This window comes from Chryseobacterium sp. OV279 (assembly GCF_900128945.1).
Classification (GTDB): Bacteria; Bacteroidota; Bacteroidia; order Flavobacteriales; family Weeksellaceae; genus Chryseobacterium.
In genome coordinates this window covers 391,803-406,865 of sequence record NZ_FQUD01000003.1, presented here as the reverse complement: position 1 = coordinate 406,865, position 15,063 = coordinate 391,803, and the positions used below count along the sequence as shown (strand labels likewise).

The following is a 15,063-nucleotide window of genomic DNA, read 5'->3' as shown; positions in this document are numbered from 1 at the left end:
CCGCTCTCTATCACTGGTTTTTCACTTCATCACGAATACCATGAAATCTTGTCATCCTTTTTTGTAAATTCGCGTGCTTATGGCAGCATATATTCTTGAAAATACAAGCTTCACGAACCTTTCTGTGTACGATCTTCTGAAACACACCTCCGGCAGCGCATTTCTGGAGATCAGAGACTTTCACGGAATCTATCCTTCTGCCATTGAAAATAACCATGGAATTTTCACAAAAAGGTCTCCTTTACAGGATTTTCCAGACGTTTCTGTCAGTCAGATCGGGAGTTCAATAGTGACTACCTGTACCTGCACGCATCCTAAAGATAAACTTTGTGAGCATCAGGCAGAAATCATTCACTGTATTTTAGAAGATAAAAATTTCAGGACTTTTTTTGAACCTTATCTTCGCAAGAAGTTGTTTATCGCCAAAGCGAAAAGCTACGGATTAGAAAATGAATCTGATCTGGACATTTATTTTGAATTGGAATATGCTGAGGGTAAAATTGAAGTAAAACCTAAGATCAAAGAGATGTTACCCATCGATGAAGATGTTTTCAAGCAGCAACTCCTTCCCCAGCGCACTTCTGTGATTGAAGAGCTGGCATTGCAGGAAAACGGAAAGAGAAAAATACTGGTGATCGGCAGACACCGTTATTACAGCCATCTCAACTTTTCACTGATGGAATCTGAAACCACGCAAACGGGAAAGATCAAAAATCCTGTCAATCCAATTGATGCCATGCAGCTGATCTGGAAGGCTGAAGAACCGCTTCATATTAAATTTTATACCGCTGTTTCTGCTTTTCAGAATAATTACAACGAAGATTACAATACAGCAGAATTGGAAGCTCTTAAACTGATTGTTCAGAATCCACTTAGGCTGGAAACGTATTACCACGACCGTGAACTCTCGGAAACTGTTTCAGCGAAATCTCTTGTTCCTGTCCATCTTGAGGTTTTAAAAGCCGAATTACAGCTTAGTGTATTCAAAAAAGAGCCTTTCTATGAAGTAACCGGAGAACTTGAATTCAATGATATTTCCATTCCATTTAAAAATGTCATCATCAGGAATGAATACTTTGTGTACAGCCGGAATACCTTCAGTTTTGTAGATGATCCGGATATGTTGAGGGTCATCAAATTTTTTAAAGCCAATAATGAAATCCTGCTTGTTCATGCTTCAAAGTACGAAGCATTTATGCAGAACGTTCTGGCTTCACTTGAGCAGCGTATTCATATTAATTATAGTTATATACAACCTGCAACTCCAGTACAGCTTGAAGAAAAAAAACACAGGAATGAACGGATCATTTATCTTCGCCAGCAGGGAAATTATATTGCTGTTACTCCCGTCATGAAGTATGGTCAGGCTGAAGTTCCGGTCTATTCCAGAAAACAGCTTTTCGGTACGGACCAGAACGGAAATATTTTTAAAATTGACCGGAGTGATGCTGAAGAAGCCCGCTTTACGTCTCTCATCATGAAACAACATCCCGATTTTGAAGGCCAAATGGACGGCTATGATTATTTTTATCTACACAAAGATAAATTTCTGGATGAAAACTGGTTTCTGCATGCTTTTGAAACGTGGAGGAATGAAGGAGTGATCATCCTGGGATTCAATGAGCTTAAAAACAATAAAGTCAACTCGCACAAAGCGAAAATCAATATTCAGATCACCAGCGGACTGGACTGGTTCAATGCCAAACTTAAGGTAAGTTTCGGACAGAAAGATGCCGCTTTAAAACAGCTTCACCGCGCCATCCGGAACAGAAGCAAATTTGTACAGCTGGATGATGGCACACTTGGTCTACTTCCGGAAGAATGGATCGGCAGGATGAATGAATTTTTCAGAATTGGGGAAATTGATGCGGAAGACCTTAAAATTCCAAAGATCAGTTTCACGGAAGTCTCTTCGCTGTTTGAGAAGGAAGTTTTAAGCGAAGAAATGCAGGAAGAACTTGATTCCTATTCGCTTCAGTTCTCGTCTGTTAAAAATATTCCACAAATAGCTGTTCCTAAAGGATTAAATGCTGTATTAAGAGATTATCAGCACGATGGGCTGAACTGGCTGGACTTCTTAGACGGATTCAATTTCGGAGGCTGTCTGGCAGACGATATGGGACTTGGAAAAACACTGCAGATCATTGCATTTATCCTGTCTCAAAGAGAAAAACATGGACACACGACTCATCTTGTGGTTGTTCCTACTTCCCTGCTTTTCAACTGGCAGGAAGAAATCAAAAAGTTTGCGCCGTCAATAAAAGTGATGACGCATTATGGAGCAGACCGCCTAAAAGCATCGGAACATATGTCTGAGTATGAAGTGGTGCTTACCAGCTACGGAATGCTGCTTTCGGATATCCGTTTTCTGAAAAATTTTCGCTTCAATTATGTATTCCTAGATGAATCACAGACCATTAAAAATCCCAATTCGGAACGGTACAAAGCAGCACGACTTCTACAATCGAGAAACAGAATCGTACTTACGGGTACTCCTATCGAAAATAATACTTTCGATCTTTACAGTCAGCTTTCTTTTGCCTGTCCGGGACTTTTGGGTAGCAAGCAGTATTTCAAAGATATTTACGCCATTCCTATCGATAAATTTGAATACGGAAAACGGGCTCAGGAACTTCAGGAAAAAATAAGGCCTTTCATTCTCCGCAGAACGAAGAAACAGGTTGCCAAAGAACTCCCTGAAAAAACCGAAATGGTGATCTACTGCGAAATGGATGCTGAACAGCGTAAAATCTATGATGCCTATGAAAAGGAACTTCGTGAATTTATCGCCGCAAACGATGATGATCTGAATAAAAACAGTATGCACGTTCTGACAGGCTTAACCAGACTCAGACAGATCTGTAATTCTCCCTTACTTTTAAAAGAAGGATACTCCGGTGAACATGCTGTGAAAATAGAAATACTGATGGAACAGATCCAAAGTAAATCTAAAGATCATAAAATATTAGTATTCTCACAATTCGTAGAGATGCTGGATTTACTTAAAGCAGAACTTGAACGTAAAAAAATTCCGTTTGAATACCTTACCGGACAGACGAAACACAGAGGTAAGGCCGTTAATAATTTTCAGGAAAATGAAGAAATCCGCGTATTTCTGATCAGTTTAAAAGCCGGCGGTGTAGGCTTAAATCTTACCGAGGCAGATTATATTTATCTGGTAGATCCGTGGTGGAATCCTGCAGCAGAAAATCAGGCAATTGACCGAAGTTACCGTATCGGGCAGACCAAAAATGTAATCGCTGTCCGTTTAATCTGTTCGAATACTGTAGAAGAGAAAATCTTAAGCCTTCAGAAAAAGAAGAATGAACTGGCTCAAAACCTGCTGCAAACCGATGGAACTGGTATTCAGAAGCTTTCGAAGCATGATTTACTGGAAATACTGGATTCCAGGCCATTATAGAGGTTTCGGGCGGGCCGAATGGCCCGCCCGAAACTCTCCCCAATTTTATTGAAATTCTTAATCACTTTAATTCTCACATTAACTTCCCATAAATATTATTGGTTTCTTACAAAAAAGAAAACCGGCAGATAGGTCTGCCGGTCTAAAAAAACAAAAATTGATATGGATATGATTAGATAAGTGTTTCTATTTTTTAATGATCTTTTCAGTGATGCTTTTTTTATCTCTGGTGTAGATCTTAATTAGATAAGTTCCGGAAGCTAAGCTGTCCATATTGACAACATCGGATGTCCCTTCCGTAAGTTTCTGTCCAGCCAAATTATATACTTCGTATTTTTCCAGCCCTTCTTCAGTTTTCACAGTCAGAGAGGCTGATGTAGGATTTGGATATATTTTTGCAGAAGATTTCTTGGTTACCTCAGAGGTTGCCAGGTTGGAAGCCAATATATTGACGCTATAATCTTCTGTCTGTCCTGCTCTTAAGCCGCTATCACAGGCTGTATTAATTGAATTCGCTGCATTTGGATTAGAATAGGCTGCGGTATTCGTATTTTTAAGAACTCTCATCCTTGTAGCTCCAGGTGTTGCATTGGCAGGAACTGCAATCGTTCCTGTGATGGTCATTGCATTGAATGGATTAGCTGCACCAAGTCTTCCGATAGTAAAACTTTCACCTGCATCATCAAAACTACCGTTATTATTAAAATCAATAAAAACCACAACATCACTTGGGAACGTACTGGAAGGTCCTTTTACAGAAATCTGATACGTGTTTCCAGCCTTAATATCTGTAGACAGTGAAGTGAAACTTTCATAAGCCTGTGTACTTCCGGACTGAGAAGGGGATGTATTATTGATGTTTCCAAAACTCACGTTGGTGATCATGTTGCTGTCGGCTCCATATTGAAATGCCGGAGTACAATACTGCGCATTCATCATCATATAGAACATTACGGCAGAAAGAGTAGATAGTTTCTTCATTTATTCCTTTATTTTCTTGAGACAAATTTATATTTATTTAGAATCGATAAAAATAAGAAGCGAATGACATTTGTCACCTTTTACAGAATAATTTAAAAACGAAAAAGAGATAATAGATTAATCTGTTGAAAATCTAACAATTATAACAACGATCAAAGAAATGATCTTGCTGTTTATATTTGAATTTGATAAGTAGATTTGTGAAAATGATTACGTTCTGGACAGTTGATCCAGCTTTTTCAACAGTGTTGGCATTCGGTAGGCACCATGCATTTGTTCAACCTTAGGCAGTATTTCATCTACATTGGCTCCCATTGCTGTAAGAAACAGCGGAGTTTTACTTTCTCCTCTTAAAACATTTCTTCTTTGAGAATCCGGTGCGGCAAATTCATTCTTCGCAATTCCGATAATTGGATATTTCTGGTCCAAAGCTTCATACAGATAGCCTCCCAATCCAATTTTCCCGTCATTATCAAGAGTAACATAGCCATCCACAATAATAAGATCGCTTTCTTTCAATTCGATCGTCTTCAGTAAACTTAATATGCAAGGTAATTCCCTTTTGTAAAATGCACCACTCTCGTAAGCAGAGGTGATGTCTGTTTTTTCAGTAAAAATATTGGATTCGTTCTCAGAAGTCCAGTTTTCAAACGCGATACATACGGTGTTCGCATAATCGTCATAATAATAAGTATCAAAAGCGTAAATCATATTTCCTTTTCGTCATTAAAAAAATTCACCGAAATGCCACAAAATCCCAGACGGATCATGCACAAAGCATTCCTTTCCCCACTCCATGGTCCTCACAGGTGTAAGTCTGACTCTTTCATATTTTTCGGTAAGGTTTAAAGAAACGAGTTCCTTCCAGAACTCATCTGTATTGTCAACTTCCATAAAGATCATCGTATTGTCTACCCAATCTTTAGCATAATAATCCTGAAGATAGAAACCTGTTTGCTCTCTTTTAAATAAGGACAATTTAGGCTCAAGAATCACTTCCTCAAATCCCAAATCCTGATAAAAATGCCTGCTGACTTCAAAATTTTCAGCTCCGATAAACGGTCTGATCGATTTTACGCTCTGTGACATTATCTTCTGTTTTTCCAGTTGTTAAAAGTCATTTCAAATTTGATTTCATTGCCATGGGTTCCTGCTTCCAGCCAACCTGATTTTCTGTAGAATGTTTCAGCTCTGGTTCCCGGATCTGTTCCCAGCCAGACATCTTTCTGAGTCTGTTCAAAGTACCAATCCAGCATAATGTCATGAAGCTTTCTTCCGATACCAAGGTTTTCAAAATCAGGGTGCATAAAAAGTGCCCAGATATTGTTTTCTTTCAGGTCCACAATGGAGAAACCTACAATCTGAGATTCAATTTCACATACCCAGCCTTTTCCTCTTTCGAACAGAAATTCTTTACAGTCTGCATCAGTAACCAATGCAGGGTCGGAAAGCATATTCTCTTTTACCGAGTTTCTGACGGTCTGGATCTGTGGAATGTCTTCCGGTCTTGCTTCACGGATTGCTGTTTTCATTTGAATTAAAATCTATTATGGATTTATTACAATTTTGGCTAAAGCCAATGGTTATTAACTATTTTTATAAAACGGGCTAAAGCCCGCTCCTATTGAATATAAGTTTGAATATTGGACGGATAATGTTGGTCAGCGCAAAGGCGCAATGATTTTATCTCCGATAAAATACATACTGCTGAAAAATACTTTAAATTATCTAAATCAATGATTTAAATACATTTACACACTTTAATTTAAAGCAACTTATATTGCACCTTTGCGCTGATCCAACAAAGTATTTTATTTCTTATCCACTACAATTCTCTCTGCTCTGTTGGCAATTTCCCAGGCTGTAGCAAAAACAAGCTGTGCTCTTTTCTCAAGCAAAGGATAGTCAATTTTCTCAGGATCATCTGTCGGTTTATGATAATCTTCATGGATACCATCGAAGAAAAAGGCTACCGGTACATTGTTTTTAGCAAAATTATAGTGGTCTGAACGATAGTAAAGTTGTTCCGGATCTGCCGGATCGTCATATTTATAATTGAGTTCTAAATTATTGGTCTTCTTGTTTGCAGCCTCATTGATCACTTTTAGCTGGGAACTCAACATTTCTGAACCAATTACATAGACGTACTGTTTCCCTCTGTTTTCGGCATCATCACGGCCTATCATGTCAATATTCAGATCTACCACCGTATTGGCAAGTGGAAATACTGGATTGCTGATGTAAAATTCAGATCCAAACAAACCGTGCTCCTCTCCTGTTACGTGAAGGAAAAGAATAGATCTTTTCGGTCCTTTTCCTGCCTTTTTAGCCTCCTGAAAAGCCTTTGCAATCTGCATTACCGCTACGGTACCGCTGCCATCATCATCGGCTCCGTTGTAGACTACTCCATTTTTGGTTCCCACGTGATCATAATGCGCAGAAATAACCACTATTTCTTCAGGTTTTTCGCTTCCTTCGATGAAAGCCAGGATATTTTCGGAATCAGGAAGATTTCCGCCGCCTCTTTTTTTCATAAATTCAGCAGGAACCTTCTGATAATAGGATACTAATGCCTTTGGAGGATTAATTCCTAAGCTTTTATAATAATTGATCATATACTCACCCGCTTTCTTTTGTCCCGGACTTCCTGTATCTCTTCCTTCCATTTCGTCAGAAGCAATCACATATAAGTTTTTCTTTAGTTCATCAGCCTTAATGGTCTTATAGGCAGACAGAAACGCTTTATCCGCTTTTGCTACAGATGTAGACTGTGCTGAGGCTCCTTCAGAAGTTTTCGCTGTTCCGCAGCTGACTACCAACGCCAGACCCAACAACGGGATAAGTATTTTTTTCATATGATAATAATTTTCTTAAAAATAACAAATTTTTATTGAACCCCAAGCGCTATATAACGACGGTTTATGTTTATTGATCGTCTGGATCACCAATTGATCACAGATTCTGTTCTGCGTTTTTCAAAATTTTAATCAGTTCTTTCAATTCATCTTTACTGAATTCGTTTAAACTCTGGTTATACAGTGTGGACGGTATTTTTATATAATTGATCCAGCTTTTCAGCTTCTCATTATAGATCCCTCCAAATTCAATATTATTCAGGGTCAGAAACTTATACTTTACTTCCTGATCAGGTTTACCTTCATTTTCTTTTTGTTCTAAGGTTTGAAGAGACTGAATCAGTTTAGAAAGTTCTGCTTTTTCAATGGTTAATGTTTTCTTTGAAGTATTGTCAAAAGTTTCATATTCGTAGATAATTCCAAGAACACTTTCTGCAGTCTGATCAGACATGTCTTTAGTAACTATTTTCTGAATATCCAGGGTTTTGAATTTAGCCAGATTATAGATTTTCTTTTCAATGAGAGTCCCCTTTCTTGAGTTTATTTTCAGACCGCTGGATGTCGTTAATGGCTTTTTAATCACCGGAGGAGAAGTCTGTGCACTTAGAATGGTGCAGAAACCAAAAGAAAATAGAAGAATACTTTTTTTCATTGCGTTGTCGCTTATTTAAAATTTAATAATTGGATAAAGATAAAAAAAATCAAAATTTTCAAAAGTAAAAACACAGTTGAATAAAGATTCATTAAAGAAAACAATATATTTTTATGATTCAATTTAATGAATGTCTATTTTTCTTATATTTGATATAAATGCAAAATAGATGGAAAGAATTTACGGATTCACTCATTATTCGTTTTTCACGGAAATGTCTGAACTTGCGTCCAGAAATAACAGCTTCGACCTTTCTCTAGGGCTTCCCGATTTTGATATCGACAGCCGGCTGAAAACATTTCTGATAGAAGCTGCAGACCATCAATGCCATCAATATGAGCCGCTTGCGGGAAATCCTTTGCTCATTAAAAATATTATTACATTCAATGCTGCCAGAGTAAACAGTGTTCATCTGAAAGAAAATGAGGTGACCATCATTCCCTGCGCAACTTTTGCTTTACATACCGCCCTTAAATCTGTTTTAAATCAGGGAGATGAAGTGATCATTATTCAACCTTCCTATTACACATACGGACCTTCTGTAGTCTTAAACGGCGGTGTTCCCGTCTACTATGACCTTGACCATGATTTTACCATTAACTGGGAAAAATTTCAACTCTGCATTTCTGAAAAAACAAAAGCCATCATCGTCAATTCGCCTCAAAATCCTACAGGAACCATCTGGACGCAAAGTGACTGGAATCAGCTGTATGAATTAATCAAGCATCAGGAAATCTATCTCATTTCGGAAGAAATCTACGATACGTATTGTTATGACGGGGTTGAACATTACAGTTCTTTTCTTCATCCTGAACTGAAAAACAGGACTTTCTGTATTTTTTCTTTCGGGAAAATGTTTCACACTTCCGGCTGGAAGGTGAGTTATCTGCTCGCTTCTGAAGATCTCACGGCAAGATTCAGATGTCATCAGCAGTATATTTCTTACAGCGCCAATGCACCTGCCCAGTATGCTCTTGCACGATACCTTGAAGTATTTGATTCTTCTGAAAACCGCCGGATTATGCAGGGTAAAAGAGATATTTTTAATGAAATGATTGCCTTTACGCCTTTAGAAGCCACAAAAAAGGCTGAAGGAAGTGTTTTTCAGGTGGTTAATTTCAGAAATGTTTCCAAAACAATGACGGATGTGGAATTTTCGAAATGGCTGACCGTGGAGAAAAAAACGGCTTGCCTGCCGCTTTCTGCGTTTTATAATTCCAGACAGGACTCAGATTACATCCGTTTCAGCTTCGCGAAAAAAGATGAAGTGATTATTCAGGCTTTGGAGCATTTGCAAAAACACCTTTAGACAAACATTAATTCGAAATGTATCATGATGACAATCGGGCTGTATTTTTTTAACCACTGATTTCACAGATTGACACAGATGACTGTGGGTATTTTACAGTATTATAAAAATCTTTGATTTTTTACCAACTTAAGTGTTTTTTTTTGCATTAAGATTTAAACTTTAAATATACTCTTAAATGATTATAAAAAGCTTTTGTCACTTATGTGGTTGGTATTTTTTCCCACAAAATACACGGATTTCCCAGATGATTGTGGATAATTTTTATTTTAAATCTAAAGTCGTTATCCATAAAAAAGCACCGCCTGATTCCAGGCGGTGCTTTGTGTGTTTAATTAATTATTTTTTGATTTTAAAGAGCAAGAACTCTTACATCAATTCTTCTGTTTTTAGCTTTACATTCATCGGTATCATTTGCTTCACAAACAGGATGCTGAGAACCGTAGCCTTCTGCCTCTACTCTGTCTGAAGGAATACCCAATTCAAGCAACTTTAGTTTAGCCGTTTGAGCTCTCAGATTGGATAGTTTCTGATTGCTTTCTTCATTTCCAGTATTATCTGTATACCCGCCTAGTTTTATTTTTAGGTTAGGATAGGCATTTAGAATTTCAGCAAGATTATTTAACTGTAGTTCTGAACCAGTCTTCAGATCACTGGATCCGGTCTGGAAGTATAGATTTTCAACAGTATACCAGTTATTAGGATCGATGATCGTCTGATCTTTTTGCTGTACCGCTTTATACAATTGAAACAGCCTGCTTCCTTCTCCCAATGTAATTATTTTCCCACCTTTCAGTTTAATCTCCTGAATATTTCCGGTTTCATATACAAAATCTCCGTTTTCGTTCAGATGTCCTTTAATCTCCGTTGGAGAAGGAGTAACCGTTTCAAGCTGTGCATGACTTATCTTTGAGCTGCCAGTGGTTGCTCTTGTCAAGCTCTCCAGTTTAGCTTTTCTGTTCGCTTCAATTTTATCTTTATGAATGACCGCTAATGTCGGTGCAATCACCAGTGAAACGATAGACATCAGTTTGATCAGGATGTTCATGGATGGTCCTGAAGTATCTTTAAACGGATCTCCAACTGTATCTCCCGTTACGGAAGCTTTATGAGGCTCTGAACCTTTATAATACGTTTGACCGTTGATATCCACTCCTTTTTCAAATGATTTTTTAGCATTATCCCAGGCACCACCCGCATTATTCTGGAACATTCCCATCAGAACACCACAAACGGTAGCTCCGGCTAAGAATCCTCCCAATACTTCAGGGCCGAAGATAAATCCAACCAAAAGAGGTGAAATAATAGTAATAGCTCCCGGAAGCATCATTTTTCTGATGGATGCATCTGTGGAAATAGCTACACATTTTTCGTATTCAGGCTGTGCCTTTCCTTCCAGAATCCCCGGAATTTCGCGGAACTGCCTTCTTACTTCTTCCACCATAGCCATTGCTGCCTGTCCCACTGCCGTAATCGCAAGTGATGAGAAAATGAATGGGATCATTCCTCCGACAAACAATCCAGCCAGAACATCAGCTCTGTAAATATCAATGCCGTCAATACCCGCAATTCCTACAAAGGCTGCAAATAGAGCCAATGCAGTCAAAGCTGCGGAAGCAATGGCAAATCCTTTTCCACTGGCTGCTGTCGTGTTTCCAACGGCATCCAGGATATCTGTTTTTTCACGGACTTCTTTTGGAAGCTCGCTCATTTCAGCAATTCCCCCTGCATTATCCGCAATAGGCCCGAAAGCATCAATCGCAAGCTGCATCGCAGTCGTAGCCATCATTCCGGCTGCAGCAATAGCTACTCCGTAAAGTCCGGCACATAAATAGGATCCGTAAATACCGCCTGCCAGCACAAGAATGGGAAGTAATGTAGATTCCATTCCAACGGCAAGACCTCCGATAATATTGGTGGCATGGCCTGTAGAAGACTGTCTCACAATACTGGAAACCGGCCTTTTACCCATGGCTGTATAATATTCTGTGATGATACTCATTAAAGTACCTACAACAAGTCCTACCATAATAGCTCCGAAAACTCCCATCTTGGTAAACTCATGTTCCCTGAGAGTCATTTTTTCAGGAAGAAGGTAATTCACCAGGAAATAGGAAGAGATAGCCGTGATCACGATACTTCCCCAGTTCCCCAAATTCAGGGCATTCTGTACGCTTGAAGTGGATAAGCCATCATTCTCATTGATTCTTACAAATAAAGTTCCTATCATGGAAAAAATAATCCCAGTTCCTGCAATAAGCATCGGAAGAAGAATCGGTGCAAAACCTCCGAAAGCATCATCGGACATTGTTTCTCTTCCCAAAACCATCGTTGCTAAAACAGTAGCTACATACGAACCAAATAAATCGGCTCCCATTCCTGCTACATCTCCTACGTTATCACCTACGTTATCAGCAATCGTCGCTGGATTTCTAGGATCATCTTCAGGAATTCCCGCTTCTACTTTTCCTACCAGGTCGGCACCTACGTCGGCAGCTTTAGTATAAATACCTCCGCCCACTCTGGCAAAAAGAGCAATCGATTCTGCTCCCAGAGAAAATCCAGTAAGAATTTCAATCGTCTTTTCCATTTCGTGGGAATCTACTGTAGAATCAGGAGCAAAGATCTGTTTAATGATCAGAAAGAGAGCTCCCAAGCCAAGAACTGCCAGTCCGGCAACCCCCATTCCCATTACAGAACCTCCTGTAAAGGAAACCTTTAATGCTTTTGAAAGTGAAGTTCTTGCGGCTTCTGCCGTTCTTACATTCGCTTTAGTCGCGATCTTCATTCCAATGAAGCCTGCCAGAGCGGAAAATACAGCTCCAATAGCAAAGGCAAGCCCGATACTCCAGTGAGAATTGGAATTCGTAGATCCCATCACAGCCAGTAAAATGGCGACTACCACTACGAAATAGGTTAAAATCTTGTACTCAGCCTTTAGAAAGGCCATGGCACCGTCAGCGATATGTCCGCTGATTATTTTCATTTTCTCGTTTCCGGCATTCTGTTTACTTACCCAGTTACTCTGCAGGAAAGTATACAACAAGGCGACAACGCCGAAGACCGGAACTAAATAGAACAAATCCATAGTTTATTATTTTAATATTAATAAAAAGTAATTAGTTTTATAAATATAACAAAAAATCCATTGTTTTATTAAGTCTTGTTCTATAATATATTTTTTCGAAAATTTAAAACACGATCAAAAGGTAATTTTATAAAAGCATTAATTTATTTAATCTTTCTTGTATTTCTTATGATGTAAACTATGGAAAAAAGGGGAAATACGTTTTTGAAAAATCAATACAATAGCTTCTGTTCTCATTGGAAAACGAGTTATTTACACAAATAAAAAGGCAGATGAAAATTCACCTGCCTTTTTTATGATTTTGGAATGCTGTATTCTAGCCTCCGAATTTTTCTGCGTAATCTTTTTGAGAAGCTTTGATCACTTTTTTAGCGTGCTCAGCTCCGTATACCTCATGAATTCTACATTTTGCAGGTTCATCCGGTAAGTTTTTATACGTTAAGAAGTAGTGCATTAATCTCTTCACTTCAGCTTCAGGAAGTTCAGCGATATCTCTGAAATGCCCGAAAGCGTGGTCACCAATCATTACGGCAACGATTTTATCATCTGCTTCACCTCCATCGATCATTTTGAATCCACCGATTGGAATAGCTTCCATTAATAATCCTCCTGAATGAATATTGTGAGAGCTTAATACACAAATATCAAGCGGGTCATGATCACCTTCCGTTACATCATCTGCTCCAGCTTCTACAGCCAGTTTCATTACTTCATTGTGGCAGTATGTTCTTGGAACAAACCCATATAAAGCGGGAATAATATTAGAAAATTTCTGAGGTCTGTCTACCTTTAAAAATCCTGTTTCTTTATCTACTTCATATTTAATTGTATCTGAAGGAACGATTTCCACGAATACATTGACAACATTTGGCGCATCTTCTCCTGCAGAAACCCCGTGCCATGGATGTGCTTTAAAATTTGGAATCATTATTTATCTGTTATTTTTTAAGTTATAATTAAAATTTCTCTTCTAAGGTCTTCTATGGTAGCAGCGATATAATCATCCCCTTCCATATAGTTCATGATGAAAATGGTTTTGAATTCTTCAAGATCTGCATTCGCATTCAGCCCGTCATAGGTTTTGTGAAGTAAATCTATCAAAGCATTTTTGGAATCTACGATATTCTTCCATGAATTTTTCGTAACATACAGCTGTTGTGAAGTATTGTATTCAAACTCATCATTGATGGTTTTTTCGGTCAAAAAGATGAATTCATTCGGAGCCAGCCCCTTATCAAACTTCTGAATCAGGTTTGAAGGTTTCATCCTTTCCAGAAACAAAGTCATTCTTTCATAAGAATGGGCCTTGTTTTCAGCATTCGATTTTACAGAAAGCAGTTTGATCTCCTGATTCTTAAGGGTGATGTACGAGTGTACAAATTGTCTCAGCAAAACCAGAAAAGGAATTGCGATAATCAATGCAAAAGCATACGGTAAATATCCTGAAAAACTACCCATAATTTTAGACCGCAAAATTACTAATTATTTTCCGGCTTCTAAAGAGTTTTTGAATATATCGGTCTTAGAATTTTGAATATAAATCAGGGATAGTATAATGACGAGATAAAAACCGATCATCATTCTGTTGGCCAAACTCGGAAAAATCAAAAATCTAAAGAAAACAGAAACATAAATAGTTGCAAAGAACAAAGACTGCAACCAGCTTCTCCTACTATTCACCGAAAATTTATTAGCCAGAATGATCACAATAAATAACAATAAAATTGGAAAATACGAGCCATTAAAATCCAGCATTATTACTTTCTTAACATAATTCAGATAATCCGGAAAGTAAAACGGATCCGGATCTGATATAGGATAAATCTGAACTTTTGTAAACTGATTCATCACCAAGGTAGACCAGGAAATCTGGTTAAAATACTGAATCAAAAAGAAAGAAAGAAAAATATATCCATAAGACATCAATAGTTTCGAGCGGCTAAGCTGAAGATTGTTTCTGTAAAAATAAATTAAAATATAAAGAAATGAATATAGAATAAAATATTCGGGTCTTGTCAAAATACAGAGCATTGCAAAAACCGTAGTCCAAAGATGATTTTTTTTCACCACAAAAGTATAAAAGCTCAACAATAGTAAAAAACACGACAAACTGTCTGCTGAAGCATGTCTGCTGGCCTCCAGAAGAGGTTTGAATAAAGAAATTAAAACCGTTAAGATAAAAGCCAACGGATAATTCTTCAAAATCTGAATCAGAAAGCTGAATATTAAAACCAAAATGGCAACAAAAGAAAGGATGGAAGTTAAAGATACAGCGACTGGAGCTTTGAAGCCCAGTTTAAAAAACATCCAGTTGACAAAATTATAAAAGGGCTTTACTGAAAAAAGCTGCAGTTCCTCTTCATAGGCTTTGGGATTTTCTGATAGCACTTTATAATAAGTGTTCTCACCTACTGCAATTTCCTCATCCTGAGGCGTAATTCCAAAAATTTTCGGATTGGTTCCTTTGAGTTCTGTATAAACTTTTTTATGAATATCCTCTATTTTCATCTCAGGATATTCTGCTTTGTAAATAAGCCCAACATAGGCTTCTATATCAACATTGTAGTACTGATGAGTATACAGATAATATGATATCAGGCATAAATAGAGGGAAAATATAAAAACAAGAATAGTCTTAGTTTGCTTCATGAACATTTTGTTGATTCAGTAGAATGCAAAAGTAAAAAAACTATTCTATTGCCCGTTATTATTAAGATTTTTTATTCAGTAAGACTGTGTAAACCTTCGAAACTTTAC

At 37.9% G+C, this 15,063-nt stretch carries 12 protein-coding genes; 2 read left to right on the top strand and 10 right to left on the bottom strand.

The window, feature by feature from the left end; all coding sequences use genetic code 11:
• Positions 1–79: 79 nt before the first annotated feature.
• Positions 80–3,421: a DEAD/DEAH box helicase gene (locus tag BUA72_RS14220; protein WP_072923497.1), complete on the top strand. Its 3,342-nt coding sequence runs from the start codon at positions 80–82 to the stop codon at positions 3,419–3,421.
• A 186-nt stretch (positions 3,422–3,607) separates the two neighbouring features.
• Here BUA72_RS14220 and BUA72_RS14215 read toward each other — a convergent pair whose 3' ends face one another.
• From BUA72_RS14215 to BUA72_RS14190, 6 genes are all read right to left on the bottom strand, one after another.
• Entirely contained in the window at positions 3,608–4,402 is a 795-nt protein-coding gene (locus tag BUA72_RS14215; protein ID WP_047453373.1) for a T9SS type A sorting domain-containing protein, read from the bottom strand.
• A 210-nt stretch (positions 4,403–4,612) separates the two neighbouring features.
• Positions 4,613–5,113, bottom strand: coding sequence for an endonuclease V (locus tag BUA72_RS14210; protein WP_047453375.1), 501 nt, complete (start codon positions 5,111–5,113; stop codon positions 4,613–4,615).
• A gap of 15 nt (positions 5,114–5,128) precedes the next feature.
• Positions 5,129–5,491: a VOC family protein gene (locus BUA72_RS14205; RefSeq protein WP_072923495.1), complete on the bottom strand. Its 363-nt coding sequence runs from the start codon at positions 5,489–5,491 to the stop codon at positions 5,129–5,131.
• Positions 5,491–5,934 (bottom strand): GNAT family N-acetyltransferase, encoded by a 444-nt coding sequence (locus BUA72_RS14200; RefSeq protein ID WP_072923494.1) that lies wholly within the window; start codon positions 5,932–5,934, stop codon positions 5,491–5,493. Before BUA72_RS14200 ends, BUA72_RS14205 begins: the two co-directional genes overlap by 1 nt.
• A 279-nt stretch (positions 5,935–6,213) precedes the next feature.
• Positions 6,214–7,257 (bottom strand): M28 family metallopeptidase, encoded by a 1,044-nt coding sequence (locus tag BUA72_RS14195; RefSeq protein WP_072923492.1) that lies wholly within the window; start codon positions 7,255–7,257, stop codon positions 6,214–6,216.
• A gap of 97 nt (positions 7,258–7,354) precedes the next feature.
• The gene (locus BUA72_RS14190; protein WP_072923491.1) at positions 7,355–7,909 is read right to left on the bottom strand and encodes a hypothetical protein; all 555 of its coding nucleotides are present in this window, start codon (positions 7,907–7,909) and stop codon (positions 7,355–7,357) included.
• Positions 7,910–8,078: 169 nt separating this feature from the next.
• Here BUA72_RS14190 and BUA72_RS14185 point away from each other — a divergent pair, with 169 nt between their 5' ends.
• Positions 8,079–9,218, top strand: a complete 1,140-nt coding sequence (locus BUA72_RS14185) for an aminotransferase class I/II-fold pyridoxal phosphate-dependent enzyme (RefSeq protein WP_072923489.1) — start codon at positions 8,079–8,081, stop codon at positions 9,216–9,218.
• 352 nt (positions 9,219–9,570) lie between these two features.
• On the opposite strand, the gene BUA72_RS14180 is transcribed toward BUA72_RS14185, so the two are convergent.
• The 4 genes from BUA72_RS14180 to BUA72_RS14165 all read right to left on the bottom strand — a co-directional run bounded on the left by BUA72_RS14180 (position 9,571) and on the right by BUA72_RS14165 (position 14,955).
• The gene (locus BUA72_RS14180; RefSeq protein ID WP_072923487.1) at positions 9,571–12,306 is read right to left on the bottom strand and encodes a sodium-translocating pyrophosphatase; all 2,736 of its coding nucleotides are present in this window, start codon (positions 12,304–12,306) and stop codon (positions 9,571–9,573) included.
• A gap of 316 nt (positions 12,307–12,622) precedes the next feature.
• Complete coding sequence (locus BUA72_RS14175) at positions 12,623–13,234, bottom strand: inorganic pyrophosphatase (RefSeq protein ID WP_034727727.1); 612 nt, start codon at positions 13,232–13,234, stop codon at positions 12,623–12,625.
• A gap of 17 nt (positions 13,235–13,251) precedes the next feature.
• On the bottom strand, positions 13,252–13,764 hold the full coding sequence (locus tag BUA72_RS14170; protein WP_034727726.1) for a DUF7935 family protein: 513 nt from the start codon (positions 13,762–13,764) through the stop codon (positions 13,252–13,254).
• A gap of 24 nt (positions 13,765–13,788) precedes the next feature.
• Positions 13,789–14,955, bottom strand: a complete 1,167-nt coding sequence (locus BUA72_RS14165; RefSeq protein ID WP_139259618.1) for a hypothetical protein — start codon at positions 14,953–14,955, stop codon at positions 13,789–13,791.
• Between the last annotated feature and the right edge of the window lie 108 nt (positions 14,956–15,063).